General features: G+C 70.7%; 17 protein-coding genes. 7 read left to right on the top strand and 10 right to left on the bottom strand.

The features are described from left to right. Nucleotides 1-9: 9 nt before the first annotated feature. Both J2Y69_RS12450 and J2Y69_RS12445 read right to left on the bottom strand, forming a co-directional pair. Entirely contained in the window at nucleotides 10-828 is an 819-nt protein-coding gene (locus tag J2Y69_RS12450) for a hypothetical protein (protein WP_310021191.1), read from the bottom strand. Further along, nucleotides 825-1,745 (bottom strand): ATP-binding cassette domain-containing protein, encoded by a 921-nt coding sequence (locus J2Y69_RS12445; RefSeq protein WP_310021189.1) that lies wholly within the window; start codon nucleotides 1,743-1,745, stop codon nucleotides 825-827. Before J2Y69_RS12445 ends, J2Y69_RS12450 begins: the two co-directional genes overlap by 4 nt. 378 nt (nucleotides 1,746-2,123) lie before the next feature. Between J2Y69_RS12445 and J2Y69_RS12440 the strand changes: the two genes are divergently transcribed. Beyond that, a complete protein-coding gene (locus J2Y69_RS12440) occupies nucleotides 2,124-4,331 on the top strand; it encodes a HelD family protein (protein ID WP_310021187.1) in 2,208 nt (735 codons plus the stop codon). Nucleotides 4,332-4,496: 165 nt separating this feature from the next. Here the strand turns inward: J2Y69_RS12440 and J2Y69_RS12435 are convergent, their stop codons facing one another. Then, entirely contained in the window at nucleotides 4,497-5,183 is a 687-nt protein-coding gene (locus J2Y69_RS12435; protein WP_310021185.1) for a type 1 glutamine amidotransferase domain-containing protein, read from the bottom strand. Between the two features lie 115 nt (nucleotides 5,184-5,298). Here J2Y69_RS12435 and J2Y69_RS12430 point away from each other — a divergent pair, with 115 nt between their 5' ends. Then, entirely contained in the window at nucleotides 5,299-6,195 is an 897-nt protein-coding gene (locus J2Y69_RS12430) for a LysR family transcriptional regulator (protein WP_310021183.1), read from the top strand. Nucleotides 6,196-6,253: 58 nt separating this feature from the next. Here the strand turns inward: J2Y69_RS12430 and J2Y69_RS12425 are convergent, their stop codons facing one another. Next, on the bottom strand, nucleotides 6,254-6,847 hold the full coding sequence (locus J2Y69_RS12425) for a TetR/AcrR family transcriptional regulator (RefSeq protein WP_310021182.1): 594 nt from the start codon (nucleotides 6,845-6,847) through the stop codon (nucleotides 6,254-6,256). Nucleotides 6,848-6,963: 116 nt separating this feature from the next. On the opposite strand from J2Y69_RS12425, the gene J2Y69_RS12420 reads away from it, so the two are divergent. Beyond that, entirely contained in the window at nucleotides 6,964-7,797 is an 834-nt protein-coding gene (locus J2Y69_RS12420) for an alpha/beta hydrolase (protein ID WP_310021180.1), read from the top strand. 123 nt (nucleotides 7,798-7,920) lie between these two features. Here the strand turns inward: J2Y69_RS12420 and J2Y69_RS12415 are convergent, their stop codons facing one another. Further along, nucleotides 7,921-8,520, bottom strand: coding sequence for a short chain dehydrogenase (locus tag J2Y69_RS12415; RefSeq protein WP_310021178.1), 600 nt, complete (start codon nucleotides 8,518-8,520; stop codon nucleotides 7,921-7,923). Between the two features lie 35 nt (nucleotides 8,521-8,555). Beyond that, a complete protein-coding gene (locus tag J2Y69_RS12410) occupies nucleotides 8,556-9,452 on the bottom strand; it encodes a DUF817 domain-containing protein (RefSeq protein ID WP_310021176.1) in 897 nt (298 codons plus the stop codon). Nucleotides 9,453-9,629: 177 nt separating this feature from the next. Between J2Y69_RS12410 and J2Y69_RS12405 the strand changes: the two genes are divergently transcribed. The 3 genes from J2Y69_RS12405 to J2Y69_RS12395 all read left to right on the top strand — a co-directional run bounded on the left by J2Y69_RS12405 (nucleotide 9,630) and on the right by J2Y69_RS12395 (nucleotide 12,023). Next, complete coding sequence (locus J2Y69_RS12405; protein WP_310021174.1) at nucleotides 9,630-10,598, top strand: DMT family transporter; 969 nt, start codon at nucleotides 9,630-9,632, stop codon at nucleotides 10,596-10,598. Further along, nucleotides 10,595-11,236, top strand: a complete 642-nt coding sequence (locus J2Y69_RS12400) for a GNAT family N-acetyltransferase (RefSeq protein ID WP_310021172.1) — start codon at nucleotides 10,595-10,597, stop codon at nucleotides 11,234-11,236. Before J2Y69_RS12405 ends, J2Y69_RS12400 begins: the two co-directional genes overlap by 4 nt. A gap of 580 nt (nucleotides 11,237-11,816) precedes the next feature. Then, nucleotides 11,817-12,023 carry a cold-shock protein gene (locus tag J2Y69_RS12395; protein ID WP_197219821.1) on the top strand — a complete coding sequence of 69 codons (207 nt, stop codon included), beginning with the start codon at nucleotides 11,817-11,819 and terminating at the stop codon, nucleotides 12,021-12,023. A gap of 148 nt (nucleotides 12,024-12,171) precedes the next feature. Here J2Y69_RS12395 and J2Y69_RS12390 read toward each other — a convergent pair whose 3' ends face one another. Further along, nucleotides 12,172-13,083 (bottom strand): helix-turn-helix domain-containing protein, encoded by a 912-nt coding sequence (locus tag J2Y69_RS12390; protein WP_310021168.1) that lies wholly within the window; start codon nucleotides 13,081-13,083, stop codon nucleotides 12,172-12,174. A gap of 274 nt (nucleotides 13,084-13,357) precedes the next feature. Between J2Y69_RS12390 and J2Y69_RS12385 the strand changes: the two genes are divergently transcribed. Next, nucleotides 13,358-14,698 (top strand): YncE family protein, encoded by a 1,341-nt coding sequence (locus J2Y69_RS12385; protein WP_310021166.1) that lies wholly within the window; start codon nucleotides 13,358-13,360, stop codon nucleotides 14,696-14,698. A 107-nt stretch (nucleotides 14,699-14,805) separates the two neighbouring features. Here the strand turns inward: J2Y69_RS12385 and J2Y69_RS12380 are convergent, their stop codons facing one another. From J2Y69_RS12380 to J2Y69_RS12370, 3 genes are all read right to left on the bottom strand, one after another. Then, entirely contained in the window at nucleotides 14,806-15,480 is a 675-nt protein-coding gene (locus tag J2Y69_RS12380; protein WP_310021164.1) for an HAD hydrolase-like protein, read from the bottom strand. Between the two features lie 75 nt (nucleotides 15,481-15,555). Continuing rightward, nucleotides 15,556-16,251 (bottom strand): endonuclease NucS, encoded by a 696-nt coding sequence (gene nucS, locus J2Y69_RS12375; RefSeq protein WP_310021162.1) that lies wholly within the window; start codon nucleotides 16,249-16,251, stop codon nucleotides 15,556-15,558. 20 nt (nucleotides 16,252-16,271) lie between these two features. After that, complete coding sequence (locus tag J2Y69_RS12370; RefSeq protein WP_310021160.1) at nucleotides 16,272-16,691, bottom strand: GNAT family acetyltransferase; 420 nt, start codon at nucleotides 16,689-16,691, stop codon at nucleotides 16,272-16,274. Nucleotides 16,692-16,896: the final 205 nt, after the last annotated feature.

Here is a 16,896-nt window from a genome sequence, read left to right as displayed (position 1 = left end):
TGTCGGTTGTCAGATGTCACGGACGCGCACGGCGATCGTGGCGCCGACGAGGGCGGCGCACGACCAGATGAGCAGCACCGCGCCGCCCGCCCACGGGGTGAGCGGCGCAGAGGGGTTCTCGACGGCGAGCAGCTGTCCGCCCGCGGGCGAGGGCAGATAGGCGATCAGGCGCTGCACCACCGGCGAGGGGATCAGCGTGACTGCCAGCGGGAGGACCCAGAGGAAGCCGATCACCGTGAGGATGCCGCCGACCAGGTTGCGCGCGATGGCGCCGAGGCCCAGGGAGAGCACGGAGAGCGCGCCGAGGTACACGCCCGCGCCGAGCACGAGCCGGATCGCCAGCCCGGTGTCCGCGCTGACCTCGACCCCGCCGGCTGCCCCCAGGGCGAGCGCGCCGGCCGCGCCGAGGGCTCCGACGACGAAGGAGACGGCGCCCACGACCGCGGCTTTGCCCAGCAGCACCGGCCACCTGGCCGGGACCGCGAGGAAGGTGACGCGGCTCGTCCCTGACGCCCACTCGGAGCAGACGAAGACGACGGCGAGCACCGCGAGCAGCAGTTGCGCCCAGGAGACCCCGGTCAGCAGTTCCACCGGCGATGTCGAGACCGACTCTCCGGCACGCGCCCAGACCAGCACGCCGGAGAGCGCGACGATCATCCCGAGCGAGGCGAAGGCCGTGAGGGGGTTCGAGGCGAGCGTGCGGAACTTCAGCCATTCGGCGTGCAGGGCACGGGCCGGTGTGACCGATGCGGACGGCGTGACGGGTGTCCCGGGGGAGGATCCGGTGACCGGTGCGGCCGGTGAGGAGGTGGGGATGTCGGCGCTCATGCCTCGCCCCGTCCCACGTCGTCGGTGCGGTACTCCACCGCGTCGTGCGTCAGCTCCGTGTACGCCTCCTCCAGCGTGCGCCGCACCGCCGTGACCTCCAGCAGGACGATCCCGGCCTCCGCAGCACGACGCGCCACATCCTCGACCGGGAGGCCGGTGATCTCCGCCGTGCTGCCATCGGATGAGGCGAGGATCGCCCCGTCCGGGGCGAGCAGGCGCAGCAGCTCGTCGAGCTGTCCGGTGCGCACTCGCACGCGGTCGGCGTCATCCGTCAACGTCGTGATCGCGGCGTCCGCGATCAGCTCGCCGCGTCCGATGACCACGACGTGCTCGGCGACCAGGGCCAGCTCACCGAGGAGATGCGAGGACAGGAACACCGTCCGGCCCTCCGCGGCCAGCGATCCGAGCAGGGTGCGCATCCAGGTCACGCCTTCGGGATCGAGTCCGTTCACCGGCTCGTCGAGGATCAACGTGTGCGGGTCTCCCAGCAGCGCGACGGCAATGCCGAGCCGCTGGCTCATCCCGAGCGAGAACTTCCCCGCCTTGCGTCGGGCCACGCTCTCCAGGCCCGCCAGCCCGATCACCTCGTCCACCCGCGCGCGCCCGATCCCGTGCGTGGCGGCCACCGTCCGCAGATGATCGACCGCTCGACGGGAGCGGTGCGCGGATTTCGCATCCAGCAGCGTTCCCACCTCGCGGAGCGGCGACCGCAGCTGCGCGTACCGCCGCCCGTCGATCAGCGCCTGTCCGGAGGTGGGGCGATCCAGGCCGACGATCGAGCGCATGGTCGTCGACTTCCCCGCCCCGTTCGGTCCGAGGAAGCCGGTGACGATGCCGGGCCGGACGGTGAACGTGAGGTCTCGGACCGCCCAGCTCCGCCCGTATCGCTTGCTCAGCGCCTGCACCTGAATGGCCATGATGATCTCCGACCTGCTCCGTGGACTCGACTCGTCTCGACGCTACGGAGCAGCGCCGGCGATGCGATGCCAACCCAGGGTGGAACTTCCGTCGTCGGTTGTCGGCGTCGCAGGCGGTTGTCGGGCGCCGCGAGCGGGCGGTGGGCGCATCCTCGTCGGCCGGATGCACGCAGGTCGGATGGAATCGCAGAATCGGGCCGACGGGAGTGCATCCATCCGACGGGAGTGCACGACGGTGCGGGTACGCGACGGCGCGGGTGCGAGAGGCCAAATTCCTGCCTGAAAGTCAACGTTGTCCTTGCCGGATCCGCACCGCATAGTAGACGCCGGACTAAGCGGGCAATGCCGGGCGGCGGCGGAAGGCGGAGGGCGAGGCGTATGGGCGAGAGCGTGAGCAAGGCCGGGCAGATCGAGGGGCAGATCGAGGAGGAGCAGCGATCCCTCGATGCGATGTATGCGCGACTCGACGCGGATCTGAGCGCGAGGATCGCGGCGCGCGACCGGGCGTTGGCCAGGCCGGTCGAGGGGCCGGAAGAGCTCTCGGCGAGGGACTTCGAGGTCTCGCGGCTGGCGGACGGTATCCGTCAGCTCCGTGTGGGGGAGAGGTCGTTGTGCTTCGGGCGCATCGACGGAGTGCAGGCGGGGGAGTCGTGGCACGTCGGTCGGATCGGACTGCGCACGGACGAGGGGGAGCCGTTGCTCCTGGACTGGCGGGCGGAGGCCGCACGGCCGTTCTACGCGGCCACGATGGCCGCGCCCTTGGGGCTGCGTCGCCGCCGTCACCTGCGCACGGACGGCCGCACGGTCATCGACGTGAGCGACGAGATCCTCGACGGAACCGATCCGATCGCCGGCGACGTCGTCGGCGACGGGCCTCTTGTCGCGGCGCTGAGCGGTGCGCGGACGGGACGGATGCGGGAGGCGGCCGCGACCCTGCAGAGCGAGCAGGACGAGATCGTCAGGTCGCCGCATCGCGGGATCATGGTGGTCGACGGCGGTCCGGGCACGGGCAAGACGATCGTCGCCCTGCACCGGGCGGCGTATGTGCTGTACGCGTTCCCCTCGGTCGCCGAGCGCGGGGTCATGGTGTTCGGGCCGAACAGACGGTTCCTCGCCTACATCTCCGACGTGCTGCCCTCGCTCGGGGAGAACGACGTGCAGCTGGCGACGCTGCCCGACCTGGTGGGTGCGGAGGCGACAAGGGGTGAGCCGGACGCGATTGCACGGATCAAGGGCCGCGCGCAGCTCGCCGACGGGCTCGCCCGTTGGGTGCGGGCACGTCAGCCCGACGACGTGCCGCTCGAGCTGCAGACGGCGCACGGGACCGTCGTCCTCGATCCCGGCCTGGTCGACGCCGCGCGACGGCACGCCCTGCAGGGAGGCGTCGGGCACAATCGCGCCCGAGAGCTGTTCCTCGAGCACGTCGTCGAGGAGCTGGTGAACGAGCTGGAGCAGCAGACGACAAAGGAGGTCTCGGACTTCGAGGCCGAGATCGAGGCGTTCCTGGGCATCGACCTCGATCGAATGGTCGCGGGGGACCTCCGACGCGCCGGCTCCGGTGGCGCGGATGCGAATGCGAATGCGGATGCGGATGCGGATGGCGGTGCGGGTGGCGGGGGTGCGTCCGCGGGCGGTCTGGACATCGATTGGGACCGGATCCGGGAGGACCTCCTCGGCGACCCGGCGATCGATCGGATCGTCGATCGCGTCTGGCCCCGGCTCCGCGCGGAGGACGCCGTCCGTGGCCTTCTCGCGGACCGCGCTGCGCTCGCCGAAGCCCTTCCGGACGTCCCGGAGGCGGATCTCGCCCTCCTCGCCGGTCCGGGCCGGGCGGGCCTGTCGGCGTGGACGGAAGCTGATCTCGCCGTGCTGGATGAGGCACGGGCGCTCATCGACGGTCTCCCCGAGAGCGCGTACGGGCACATCGTCGTCGACGAGGCGCAGCAGCTGTCCGAGATGCAATGGCGGATGCTGATGCGCCGCTGCCCGCAGCGTTCGATGACCATCGTGGGGGACCTCGCCCAGGCGGGCCCCGTCACCTCCATCCGCACCTGGCGCGAGGCGCTGGAGCCGTTCGTCGGCGAGCGGTACGCGCGCCACACGCTCACGGTCAACTACCGCACCACCGCCGAGATCCTCCAGACGACGGAGGATCTGCTCGCCCGCATCGCCCCGGAACAGCGCCTCTCCCGTTCCATCCGGCACGGAGAGCAGCCCGCCGTCGTCACGATCGCCGCAGAGGACACCGATGGGGACACCGCGGAGAACACCGCATCGGTGCTCCGGGAGCTGATCGAACGCACCCGGGAGGCGCATCCCGACGGGCTGATCGGCGTCGTCGTCCCCGAGCGACGCTCCGCCGCCCTGGGCGCGGAGATCGGCGAGACGGACGTCACGATCCTCGCCGCCCCCGACGCCCGCGGCCTGGAGTTCGACACTGTGATCATCGTCGACCCCGACGGCATCCGATCGGCCGGCGAGGCGGGTCTGCGCGACCTCTACGTCGCGCAGACCCGGGCGACCACGCGCCTCCTCATCCTGGAGGTCGCATCCCCGGCCGGTCTCACCGGATCCACCCCGGACTGATCCGCCCCCGCCCTGCCCGCGCCCGCCCCGGCCCACCCACCCGACCGCCCCGGGGCGGGTGCAGATGGCGGGAGTTCCCCCGCTTGGCGGTCGGCCCGCCGGGGGAACTCCCGCCAGGCGGGGAAACGTCATGCAGGTGGGCGGACGACAGGTGGGTGGACGCCGTCAGCCGAGCAGGGCGACGAGGCGCTCGGCCGTGGCGACGCTCGACTGCGGGTTCTGGCCGCTCACGAGACGGCCGTCCACGACGACCGTGCTGCTCCACGGCTCCCCGGTCTCGATGATCGCGCCGAGCTCGCGCAGCCGGCCCTCGACCCAGAAGGGCGTGCGCTCGCCGAGGCCGCCGATGCGCTCCTCCTCGTCGGTGAAGACGGCCAGGCGGCGGCCGTCGAACGCGAAGCCGCCGTCGGGTCGGACCGCGCTCAGCAGCCCGGCGGGACCGTGGCAGAGCACGCCGACCACGGCGTCGCGGTCCACGGCGTCGATGAGCAGCCGCCCGAGGTCGGCGTCCGTGGCGAGGTCGGCCATCGGCCCGTGCCCGCCGGGCAGGACGATCGCGTCGTAGGAGCCGACGGCGATGTCGCCGAGCGTCAGGGGTGCGGCGAGCACGTCGTCGATCGAGGCGAGGTAGTCGCGCAGCCCGACTCCGGCATCCCCCGCCGCGTCGAGGCTTCCCGGGTCGACCGGCGGACGGACGCCGCCGGGCGTCGCCACGTCGACGTCGTGACCGGCGGCGACGAGGGCGCGATGCAGCTCGACCAGCTCCTCCGCCCAGAATCCGGTCGTGTGTGCGCTGCCGTCGGCGAGCGTGAGCGTGTCGGCGCCGGTGACGGCCATCAGGACCCGTGACATCGTGTTCTCCTTCTCTCGGGGCGCGGCCTCCGCGGGCCACGGGGAGGAGAACCTCGGAGTCATCGACAGGATTCCCTACACTGAATTCCAGCCATAGAAATTCTGATGGGAGAGCATGCGCGACCTCGATCTGCTCCGGACCTTCCTCGCCGTCCACCGCGCGGGCTCCCTCACCGCGGCCGCCGCCGAGCTCGACCTGAGCCAGCCGGCGGTCAGCGACCGGATGGCACGGCTGGAGGCGGAGCTCGGCGAGCCGTTGCTCGTCCGATCCCCGCGCGGCGTGTCCCTCACCCCGGCCGGGGAGCGGCTCGCCGCCCGCGTCGCCGAGCCGATCGACCGGTTGCGCGACGCCTGGGCGCCCACCGCGGAGGTGACCGGGACCGTGCGCATCGGCGGGGCGAGCGATGTCGTCGCGAGCCGGATCGTCCCCGCGCTCGCGCCCCTCGCCGCGGGCGGGATCCGGCTGGACTTCTCGCTCGGGCTCGCCCCCGCGCTCCTCGACGACCTCGCCGCGGGCGCTCTCGACCTCGTCGTCTCGTCCATCCGTCCCACGGTTCCGGCGCTCCGCTCCCAGGGGCTGATCGATGAGGAGTTCGTGCTCGTCGGAGCGCCGTCCCTCGCGCGGACGGTCGATGAGGCCAGGATCCGCGCGAACCCCGCCGAAGCCCTCGCTCCGCTCCCTCTCGTCGTCTACGACGAGGAGCTGTCGATCATCCGCCGGTACTGGCGCAGCCAGTTCGGGCATCGCCCCGCCAACCCGGTCGCCCTCGTCGTGCCGGACCTCCGTGCGATCCTCGCCGCGGTCGTCGCAGGCGCCGGCATCGCCGCCATTCCCCGCTACCTCGCCGAGCCCGCGATCCTCAGCGGCTCCGTCGAGCTGCTCCATCGCCCCGAGGAGCCGCCGATCAACACGCTGCATCTCGTGATCCGCGCGGGCACCGCCATCACGCCCGCGACTTCGGCGGTCATCGCGCGGCTCCGGGACGCCGCCCGCTCCTGGAGCGTCTTCTGACCGCGGCCTGAGGTCGGGGCAGGTGGAGCGGCCGACCGGACAGGGTCGGCGGGCCCGGTCAGCCCGCGCTGCGGTCGTGGGCCGCGATCACTTCCCGGGCGGTGCGGGCGAAGGCGGGCGCCACCTGATCGCGTCCGTCGAGGTATCCGCCGACCATGGCGGCGTCGCGCAGCAGCACGAGCGAGGCGGCGACCGCGTCGGGGGCATCGAGGCCCGCGGCGTCGGCGAGCGCTCCGAGCGTGGAGCGGAACCACTCCCGGTGGGTGGAGATCAGGGCTCGCACAGGCCCCCGCTCGGGATACTCCGCGGCCGCGTTGATGAACGGGCAGCCCCGGGTGTGACGCAGGCGGATGTCGTCGGCGATGCCGTCGATGACGAGCTCCAGCAGGCGTCGGGGTGAGGCCTCCGGCTTCGACGCCGCGGCGAAGAGGGCGCGGATGCCGGCGTCCTCGCCCTCGAGGTATGCGAGGACCAGACCCTCCTTGCCCTGGAACTGCTTGTACATGGTGGCCCTGGTGACCCCTGCCGTCTGGATGACGCGATCGATGCCCACCGAGTGGATGCCCTCGTTGTAGAAGAGGGCCGTGGCTGCGGCCAGCAGCCGCTCGCGCGGGGGGAGGCCGGAGGCGGCGATGGTGTCGCTCGTTGTCATGGCGGCTCCTTTCGTATTCATCGTGCCATCGGTCTGAGGTTCACTTGACATAGACAGAACGTTCGGTCTACCTTGTCACCATATCAACCGAACCCCTTCGCGAACAGGAGAACCTCATGGACACCGCCCCTCGGGCCGCAGGCGAGAAGGCCCCGATCGTCCTCATCCACGGCCTATGGATGACGCCCAAGAGCTGGGACACCTGGGCAGGGCGGTTCCGCGACGCCGGCCACGAGGTCATCGTCCCGGGGTGGCCCGGCATCGATGACCGCAGCGTCGCCGACATCCGCCGCGATCCCGGCCCCCTCAAAGGCATCGGCCTCATGCAGATCGCCGACCACTACGAGCGCATCATTCGCGGCCTCGCGGTGAAGCCGATCATCATGGGTCACTCCTTCGGTGGTCTGCTCACCCAGATGCTGGCCGACCGCGGCCTCGGCGTCGCTTACGTCGGCGTCGCCCCCGGGCAGCCGGCGGGGATCACCACGCTGCCCTTCTCGACCCTCCGCACGGGAGCGCCCATCCTGTCCAACCCTTTCGGCCGCAATGGGGCGAAGCCGCTCTCTCGGGCGCACTTCCACTACACGTTCGGGAACGACCTCGATCGAGCGACCTCTGATCGGCTCTGGGAGGATTTCGCGGTCAACTCCTACAACCGGGTGTTCTTCGAAGGCGTCGCCGCGGCCTTCAACGAGAAGGGCGGCGTGAGCCGTGTCGACTTCGCCCGTGCCGACCGTGCACCGCTGCTCCTCATCGCCGGAGACCGCGACCATGTCGTGCCGCCCGCGATCGCGCGGGCCATCCTGAAGAGGTACACCGGCACCGGGAGTTCCGCCGTCGTCGAGTACAAGGAGTACCCCGGCCGGACCCATCGCCTCGTGAGTCAGGACGGCTGGGAGGAGATCGCCGACGATGCGCTCGGCTGGGCGGTCGAGCACGCGCAGGGCTGAGCCGCGTCGCTCCGCGCGGCCGCCCCGTCCCATCTGGCGGGAGATTCCCCGCTTGGCGGGCGGCTGACGGACGGTTCGGCCGCCGCGCGGGGGATCTCCCGCCAGACGGACCGGCCGGCGGTGTCAGACGGAGACGACGGTGCCGGTCGCGGTGCCGTCGATCACCGCGCGGTACGCGCGCACCACGTCCTCCGCCGGCACCGGGGTGAAGCCGGGGAAGCTGGAGTGGTAGCCGGTCGCCTCGAGGAGGACGTTCGGGCTGACGGCGTTGATGCGGAGGCCGCGCGGGAGGTAGGGCGCCGCCGCCATGACATAGGCGTTCACGGCCCCGTTCGCCACGGAGGCCGCGGCGCCGGTCGGGATCGGCCGGTCCGCGAGGATCCCCGTGGTCAGCGTGAAGGATCCGCCATCCGCCACGAACGGCGTCCCCGCCTCGACGATGGCGAGCTGGCCCAGCGTCTTGTCGGCAAGGCCCGCGCGGAAGTCGTCGACGGTGAGGTCGGCGAGCGGCTTGAACGGGACGGATCCGACGGCCGCGACCACGGCGTCCACGGTCCCGACGCGCTCGAAGAGGGCGTCGAGGGACGCGCGGTCGAGCACGTCGACCTTCTCCCCGGACGAGCGGGAGGCGCGGACGACGGTGTGCCCGGCCGCGTCGAGGGCGTCGGCGAGCGCGCCGCCGATCAGACCGCTCGCACCGATGACGAGGATTCTCTGGGCCACTCTCTTCTCCTGTTCCCGCGGACCGCGGATGGTGCTCAGGCGTCGCGGTCGACGACCAGGGTCCGCTTCCGCTCCAGCCTCTCACCCGGAGGGGACACCGGGGGCGAGACGAGCGTCACGAGCACCACGGAGATGATCATGAGCAGGAACCAGCTGGAGAGCTTGGACAGCGACACCAGCTGCCACCCGTCGACCTGGTCCGGATAGAGCCAGGCTCCGGACCAGGTGCCGATGTTCTCGGCGAACCAGATGAACAGCGCCACGCCGGCGAACGGCAGCAGCAGCGGGATCCGCAGGGTCCGTCGCCAGACCCGCGCGTGCATCACGGTCGGGAGCCACAGGAGCACGACCAGGGCCGTGAGCACCCAGCGGGCGTCCCAGAACCAGTGGTGCGTGAAGAAGTTGAGGTAGATGAGGGCGGCCAGCACGATCGTCGCCCAGAGCGGCGGATAGCGCCGGAAGCCGAGGTCGAACAGCCGGTGCACGCGCACCATGTACGAGCCGACGGCGGCGTACATGAAGCCGCTGAACAGCGGGACGGCCCCGATCCGGAGGATCCCGTCCGCGTCGTAGACCCACGACCCCATGTCGGTCTTGAACAGCTCCATGACGGTGCCCGTCACATGGAACAGCATGATGACCCAGAGCTCGCGGCCGCTCTCCAGCCGCGTCACGAGCATCAGGACCTGGATGAGGACCGCGATGATCGTGAGCAGGTCGTTGCGGGCGAGGGCGAGCCCCTCCGGGTAGAGGCCGCGCACGAGAACGATCGCCAGGAGCAGCAGGGCGCCGAACACACATGCCCACGCCTGTTTGATCACGAAGACCGCGCACTCCACCAGGAACCCGCGGACGCCGGAGGCGGGGGCCTTGGCGAGGATCCGCCGGGCGGTCGCATCGATGCGCGCCTCGAGCCGGGTGGGCTGCAGCATGCCCCGACGCTATCCGCGCCGCGCGCCCCGAGGCTGGGAGGATGCCGTCCGGGCGGGGAGGGGCGGGCGCCGATGCGATGTCCGAAAACCGCCGGAGCGGGCGAGGCCGCGGCGGGAGGATGGAGTCGCGCCGGACCCGGACATCGGGGTCGGATGCAGGTCGTCGAGGAGGGCCGGATGACGGACATCGCCGCAGGGAGCACCGCCACGGAGCGCCGTCATCGTCCGTCCTCGGTCCTCGTCCAGTTCGTGCTCCTCGCCGTCACCTGGGGGTCGAGCTTCCTGTTCGTCGCGGTGGGGCTCACCGGCCTCTCCCCCGCGCAGGTCGTGCTGGGCCGGCTGGTGGCCGGTGCCGTGACCCTGGGCCTGATCTGCGCGATCGGTCGACGCCGGCTCCCCCGCGGGATCGCGATCTGGGGGCATCTGCTGGTCGTGGCGCTGCTGCTGTGCGTCATCCCCTTCCTCCTCTTCGCCTGGGCGCAGCAGGGGATCTCCTCCGGCATGGCGAGCATCTACAACGCCACCACCCCGCTCATGACCGTCCTGGTCTCGCTCATCGCGCTCCGTGCGGAGCCGCCGACGCGGGCGACCGTGCTCGGCCTCGTGGTGGGCTTCTGCGGAGTGCTGATCGTGCTCGGCCCGTGGAACGGGCTGGGCGGCGGAGACGTGTGGTCGCAGCTCGCCTGCCTCGCCGCCACCGCCTGCTACGGGACCGCGTTCGTCTACCTGCGCCGGTTCGTCGCGCCGCGCGGCCTCGACGCGATCCCCGTCGCCACGGTGCAGGTCGGGCTCGGCGCCGCGGTCATGCTGCTCCTGGCCCCGGCGATCGCGATGGGCCCCTTCACCCTGTCGGTCCCTGTCGTCCTCGCCGTCCTCGCCCTGGGCGCCGTGGGCACGGGCCTCGCCTACGTGTGGAACACCAACATCGTCATGGCCTGGGGCGCCTCGAACGCGGCGGCGGTCACCTATCTCACCCCGGTCGTCGGCGTCCTGCTGGGGGTGGTGGTCCTCTCGGAAAGGGTGAGCTGGAACGAGCCGGTGGGCGCGGTCGTGGTGATCCTCGGCATCGCCGTGGCCCAGGGACGGTTGGGACGGGGGCGGTCAGGGCAGGGACGGGTGGGGTCGCGTCGTACGCTGGAGCGATGACCGATCCGCTCGACGCCGTCGACTGGCCGCTGCGCACCGAGCGCCTGATCATCCGCCGCCTCTCCCCCGCCGACACGGAGTCGATGTGGCGCTACCGCCGGCTCCCCGAGGTGTCGGAGTGGATCAGCACGGCGCCGGAGACGCTGGAGGCCTTCCGCGACCACCTGTCCGAGCCCTGGCGGGCGGCCCTCATCCTCGTGATCGAGCTCCCCGCCACCGCGAACGAATCGGCAGGCGATTCGGCGGGTGGTCCGGCGGGCGGTCCGGAGGGCCCGACGGTGATCGGCGACGTCATGCTGCGGGTCGAGGACGGCTGGGCGCAGACCGAGGTGATCGAGGGCGCCCGCGGCTCGCAGGCGGAGCTCGGCTGGGCTCTCGATCCGGCGTACGGCGGCCGGGGCTATGCGACCGAGGCCGTCCGTGCGGTCGTCGATCTCTGCGTCGGGAGGCTCGGGCTTCGGCGCGTGCACGCCGGATGCTTCGCCGACAACGAGCCTTCCTGGCGGCTCATGGAGCGGATCGGCATGCGGCGCGAGGAGCACAGCCGGGGAACCGCCCTGCACCGTTCCGGCCGCTGGATGGACGGGATGAACTACGGGCTGCTCGCGGAGGAGTGGGCGCCGTCCGCCGAGAGGTGACGGTCGCAGCCGGGTGACGACATCCCGTTGCGGGTTCATGGACAAGGTCCAGGAGCTCGCCTAGGGTTGATGACGCGCGCACGGCGATCACGCTCCGCCCGATGTCCCCCACAACGAATGGTGTACGGCTTCCCCAGAGCCCGAGCGGTTCCGGCGCGTACAGGGTCCCCTCGAGTCGCCCAGTCCCCAATGGGCCGCTCGAGGGGACCGCTCTGTCCGGGCCGGTTCTCTCGTTCGGGTCGAGGTCTCTCGCATCTCCGTTGATGCGATCCGTTCCGGGTCGATGACCGGGTCGATGGGAGTCATCCTGACACCGGTTGAAGATCTTGTCCACCATTTGGGGGACAAACGCTCCGGAACCAGGTATGCTGAATCGTGACGCACCCCTCCGGTCGTCTTGGCCCTCATCGCTCCCCCCGCGGTGAGGGCCGCACCATTCTTCCCGGGTCTCGCCCGGATTCCGTCGGCAACGTTTGGGTCACGCATATTTCAGCGGGGGTTGCGGTGTCGGAGAACTCCAGTAGCGTTAGGCGAGTCGGTGCGTCCTGCATCGGCGTCGCCCCCAGTAAGAAGGCAGTACATGAGCACCCAGGGCACAGTGAAGTGGTTCAACGCGGAGAAGGGCTTCGGCTTCATCTCCCCCGATGACGGTGGGGCCGACGTGTTCGCGCACTACTCCGCCATTACGACGTCCGGCTACCGCTCGCTCGACGAGAACCAGCGCGTCGAGTTCGATGTGGCGCAGGGCCCCAAGGGCCTGCAGGCCGAGAACATCCGACCGCTCTGAGCGGTCCGCGCGGAGTCATCCGCGCACCATCTGAACTCCCCGGGGTGCTTCTGCGCCCCGGGGAGTTCTGCGTCTCCGCCCGCTGACCGGGTACGTCGCGCAGCTCGGTTCCAGATGGTCATGCCCCGCCGGCCTATGTACTGCCGGCCTACGTACTGCGGGCCGGGTCGGCGATGTGCTCCCCTCGTCGCAGCGCCGCCTGCAGGCGGGGGACGGAGGAGAATCCCGCCGTCCTCGCGATGTTCCCGAGGGTGTCCTTGCTCCGCGCGGGGGTCACGGTCAGGAGCGCCTCCGCCGCCCGGACGCGGCGCTCCTCGATCGCCGCGCGGGGGCTGGTGCCGGCGATGGCGAAGAGCCGACGGAGGTAGCGCGCCGAGACGTGCAGGGCCTCGGCGAGGGCCGTGACGTCGAAGGAGCTGTCCGGGAACCGCGTCTCGACGATCGCGTACGCCTCCTGGATGAGTCTCGCCTGGGTCGGCGAGAGCGCCGTGGTGTCGCTGGTCGCGTCGAGGACGGCGGACATGACGACACCGGAGAGCGCATCCAGCAGCGCACCGGCGCCGCCGGAGGTCCCCAGGTCGCCGTGGGTGCTGATCACGTTGGTCATCGTCGCGATGAGCGCGTATCCGCCCCCCTTAAGGGTGAGTGGTCTGGAGAAGGCCGCGGCGAACCTGTTCTGCCGGAGGGCGGGCGAGCGGAGGTGCCATTCGTAGCGGGCCCAGACGTCGTTGCTCTCCGTGGAGACCGGCGTCCGCCCGTCGACCAGGAGGAGCTGCCGCGGCTCCAGCCGCAGGGCGTCGTGGTGGTCGAGGCGGACGGAGGCCGCGCCGTCGACGCCGACGACGATCCGGCTCACGCCGTTGTCGAGGGGTCGCGCATCGAGCGCTCCGGCCGTGGACCAGGCGCGGGAGACGGTCCAGGCGGCGCTGGAGGTGAGCTCGGCGGACGAGCGTCCGGGCGCCGATCTCGATTCGGGGGCGTGCCAGCCCAGCGACGACAGCGAGAGCTGGGTCGCCGGGGACGCGGATGCCGGGTGGACGGGAGGTGTGGTTGTGGTCATGGTCATCGCAATGGGGAGGAGGGGCGGGTGTGTATGCCCCGGGCACACAGGCGTGCACGGGGCTCGGTGATCGAAGCCTCCTGCATGGGGGATGACACACCATTCGCGTTGTTTCGTTAACGCGGGAAAACGGAACCCAGATCGATGAAGACCGGTCCGGATCGGCCCCGGAGGCCAATGGCGTCGGGCCTGCGCTGTCTCAATGGGTAAGCGCGACCGGTGGCACTGGCGGCCGGCGCGGATTGGCTGTTGACACATCGAAATGGGGAAAAGCGTGAAGGACGACACTGCCGGGACATCGAACCTGGGCTGGGAGATCGAGGAGAGCGACGGGGTGTCGCGCCGCACCCTCGTGAAGGGTGCGGCGTGGTCGATCCCGATCATCGCGGCGGCCGTGGCGGTGCCGGCGTATGCCGCATCGGGGGACAAGAAGCTGACGTTCGGGCCGGTGTCCGGGTGCGCGGCCGTGGGCGCGCAGACCTCGCTGACGCTGACGCTGGCGAACCCGGCTGCCGGGGACACCGCGGTGGTGAGCCTGGTCGGTACGGGTTACACGTTCGCTGAAGGCTCGACGACGATGACGGTGCCGGTCGCGACCGGCACGGCGACCGTGGTGGTGAAGAACGTGACGGGTGCGGGGAACGTGACCGTCCACGCGGCGCTCACGGGGGCGCCGGCTGTGACGGCCGATGCGACGGTGAAGCCGAGCTGCTCCGGTCCTGCCGGGACGGTGTTCGCGAGCGTGCGCGACTATGACGTCGCGGAATCGGTGAACGGCAATCTATATGTCACGGGCAATGGTTCGAATGGCAATGACTCTGCATACTTGACGGTTCTCAATGCGGCCACGGGTGCGGTCGTTGCGAACTGGGACATCTTCAGCAAGCTCCGCGGCCCTGGCGCCACCCTGCCGGCCTACTCCGCGAGTCCGTATGATATCGTTGCCTCGCCTGACGGTACGAGGGTTTACGTGAACTATTGGGCCTCCTCGGGCAATCTCACCGGGGGATTCTATAACGGTGTATTGATCCTTGATGCGGTGACTGGTGACCTTATCCAGAGGATCGAGGGCGCGGCCGCGACGGGCGGACTTTCTATTTCGCCTGATGGGACACGATTGACCACTTTCGGTGGTGCAAACACTCACGTCATAGACCCAACCACCGGAACGATCGTGCAGACCATCCCAACCGGTGTAAACGGCGCAGGCTTTAGGTCAGGAGCGGTAGCGTCACCCGACGGATCGACGCTCTACATTCCTACCCATGAAGGCACAAACGGCCTTGTCAAGGTTGTGGATGCTGCAACCGGCAACGTTCTGCGCACGCTCGATACGCCTTACCCATCATCTAGCTTCGCTTCCTCATATCATCTTGAGATCTCGCCCGATGGGCGCACGCTATACAGCGTTATGTATTCATATAACGCTCCAGTGGGTTTCCAACTAACCGCCGTGGACATCGCTACCGACACAGTGGTCAGCGTTCGCCCACTCCCGCTGGGCAAGGGTTTCCCCCGTGGAATGGGAATGTCTCCGGACGGAACGCACTTGTGGATCCAGTATCACGATGACAGTGGCAGTTCTATCCCGACGCTCGTCAAGGTTGATCTTTGAGTCGACCCGACCGGGTGATGGCCGACCGGGCTCTCGTCTGACGGCCTGATCGACGATGGGGGTGGCTGCACATGCAGCCACCCCCATCGTCGTCCCAGAGGAGTGCGTCAGGAACCGGGGAGGAGGAGCGGGAGGAGGTCGGTGGGCGTGGCGACGTGCGCGACGGCCCCCTCCGCCTCGCTCGGCTCGCCGAAGCCCCAGTCCGCGAAGAGCACGGGGATGCCGAACGGGCTCGCGCCCTCGACGTCGTGGTGGCGGTCGCCGATCAGCACCGGGCGGCTGACGTCGACGCCGGCGGCGATGAGGCGGTCCAGCGCGCTCCGGATGACGGTCGCCTTGTCGTCGTGACGGCCCGCGGTGTCGGGACGGGCGCCGGCGGTGACCGTGAGGAAGCGCGCCAGGTCGTAGTGCTCGACGATCGCGATCACCTGGTTCTCCGGCTTGGAGCTCGCGGTCGCCTGCGGGATCCCGGCGTCGGCCAGGGCGCTCATCACCTCGGGGATCCCGGGGTAGATGGCGACCGATGCGGCGTAGCCGTCCCTGGCGGCGAGCTCGCGGTAGCGGAGCACGGCCTGCTCGGCCTGCTCCGTCGTCATCCCGCCGCGGTCCCGGAAGGACTCGAACATCGGCGGACCGATCCACAGCGACAGCTCGTCGGCGGGAGGCGCGGGCTTGCCGTAGGAGGCGAAGACCTCGGCGAGCCGTGGCAGGATCCCCGCGGACGCGTCCGCGATGGTGCCGTCGACGTCCCAGAGCACGCAGGAGTAAGGGGAGTCAGCCATGCGATCCAGCCTATGCCGGACCCGGGGCGCCGAATGCCGAGCCTCGACGCCGGGTGGCGAGGCGGGCGTGACGGGTCAGAAGAGGCGAGGGGCGCCGGACTCGGTGCCCTTCATGTCCTCATAGTCCAGGACGAGGCAGCGGATGCCGCGATCCTCGGCGAGCACGCGCGCCTGGGGCTTGATCTCCTGCGCGGCGAAGACGCCCTGCACCGGCGCGAGATGCGGGTCGCGGCCCAGGAGCTCCAGGTAGCGGGTCAGCTGCTCGACGCCGTCGATGTCGCCGCGGCGCTTCACCTCGACGGCGATCGCCGCGCCCTGCGCGTCGCGCACCATCAGGTCCACGGGGCCGATCGCGGTGGGGAACTCGCGCCGGACGAGCGTGGCGCCCTCCGCGATGAGGTCCACCTGCTCGGCCAGCAGGCGCTGCAGGTCGGCCTCGACGCCGTCCTTCTGCAGGCCCGGGTCAACGCCGAGCTCGTGGGCGGAGTCGTGCAGCACCTCGTAGATCTGCACGCGCAGCGCGTCGCCGGTCTTCTGGTGCGTCACGCGCCAGACCTCGGTGACGCCGGCCGACGCCTCCTCCTCCCCCGGCTCCTCGGTCTCGAGGCGACAGGGCGGGCTCATCCAGTTCAGCGGCTTGTAGCTGCCGCCGTCGGAGTGCACGAGCAGACTGCCGTCACCCTTGTGCACGAGCAGGCGCGTGGCCAGGGGCAGATGGGCGTTGAGGCGGCCGGAGTAGTCCACGGCACAGCGGGCGATCACGAGGCGCACCTGTCCACGCTACCCGGTGATCAGTCGGCGATGAGCCTCTTGCCCAGATCGATGGTGTCGTCGATGCGGTAGCCGAGGTGCTCGTAGAAGGCGACGACCTGCGCGTTCGAGCTCCGCACCTGGAGGTTCACCTTCGGGCAGCCGAGGGCGAGGAGCGCCTCCTCGACGTGCGCCACCAGCGCCCGGCCCACCCCCGATCCTCGGACGTCGGGTGCGGCGGCGAGGTAGTTCATCCAGCCGCGGTGCCCGTCGTAGCCGGCCATGACCGTGCCGATGACGCGGCCGTCGTCATCGGTCGCGACCACGAAGAGCTCGGGCTGGACCTCCCGCTTCCGCGCGATGTCCTTCCGCGGATCGTTCCACGGTCTCGTCAGGCCGATCGACTCCCACAGCGCGACGACGGACTCGGTGTCTGCGGGGCGGAAGGACCTGAGGTGCACCCGATCCAGTCTGCCCGACCCGGCCCGCCTCCGGCCGCCTGTCCCGCCACCTGCCCCGCCACCTGTCCCGCCGGTCCGGTCACTTGGCCTTCCCGTCGCGGTTTTTTGCGCGCCCGCGGGCGTGTATGGGGCCCAAAAGCGGCGGGGGGGGGGGGTGGGGGCCGAGGACAACGCGGGGGCGTGGGGCGGGGGGGGGGGGGGGGCC

Origin of the sequence: Microbacterium resistens (assembly GCF_031456305.1) — a bacterium.
In the GTDB taxonomy this organism is placed as follows: domain Bacteria; phylum Actinomycetota; class Actinomycetes; order Actinomycetales; family Microbacteriaceae; genus Microbacterium; species Microbacterium resistens_A.
Note: the sequence above shows the minus strand (reverse complement) of the source record. Positions and strands in the feature narration are given on the sequence as shown.

Excerpts from the sequence above, each read along its gene's own strand:
- J2Y69_RS12440 (WP_310021187.1), top strand. The coding sequence starts at position 2,124 with ATGGGCGAGAGCGTGAGCAAGGCCGGGCAGATCGAGGGGCAGATCGAG.
- J2Y69_RS12395 (WP_197219821.1), top strand. The coding sequence starts at position 11,817 with ATGAGCACCCAGGGCACAGTGAAGTGGTTCAACGCGGAGAAGGGCTTC.
- J2Y69_RS12435 (WP_310021185.1), bottom strand. The coding sequence starts at position 5,183 with ATGTCACGGGTCCTGATGGCCGTCACCGGCGCCGACACGCTCACGCTC.
- J2Y69_RS12390 (WP_310021168.1), bottom strand. The coding sequence starts at position 13,083 with ATGACCACAACCACACCTCCCGTCCACCCGGCATCCGCGTCCCCGGCG.
- J2Y69_RS12425 (WP_310021182.1), bottom strand. The coding sequence starts at position 6,847 with ATGACAACGAGCGACACCATCGCCGCCTCCGGCCTCCCCCCGCGCGAG.
- J2Y69_RS12450 (WP_310021191.1), bottom strand. The coding sequence starts at position 828 with ATGAGCGCCGACATCCCCACCTCCTCACCGGCCGCACCGGTCACCGGA.
- J2Y69_RS12445 (WP_310021189.1), bottom strand. The coding sequence starts at position 1,745 with ATGGCCATTCAGGTGCAGGCGCTGAGCAAGCGATACGGGCGGAGCTGG.
- J2Y69_RS12405 (WP_310021174.1), top strand. The coding sequence starts at position 9,630 with ATGACGGACATCGCCGCAGGGAGCACCGCCACGGAGCGCCGTCATCGT.
- J2Y69_RS12430 (WP_310021183.1), top strand. The coding sequence starts at position 5,299 with ATGCGCGACCTCGATCTGCTCCGGACCTTCCTCGCCGTCCACCGCGCG.
- J2Y69_RS12400 (WP_310021172.1), top strand. The coding sequence starts at position 10,595 with ATGACCGATCCGCTCGACGCCGTCGACTGGCCGCTGCGCACCGAGCGC.
- J2Y69_RS12410 (WP_310021176.1), bottom strand. The coding sequence starts at position 9,452 with ATGCTGCAGCCCACCCGGCTCGAGGCGCGCATCGATGCGACCGCCCGG.
- J2Y69_RS12420 (WP_310021180.1), top strand. The coding sequence starts at position 6,964 with ATGGACACCGCCCCTCGGGCCGCAGGCGAGAAGGCCCCGATCGTCCTC.
- J2Y69_RS12380 (WP_310021164.1), bottom strand. The coding sequence starts at position 15,480 with ATGGCTGACTCCCCTTACTCCTGCGTGCTCTGGGACGTCGACGGCACC.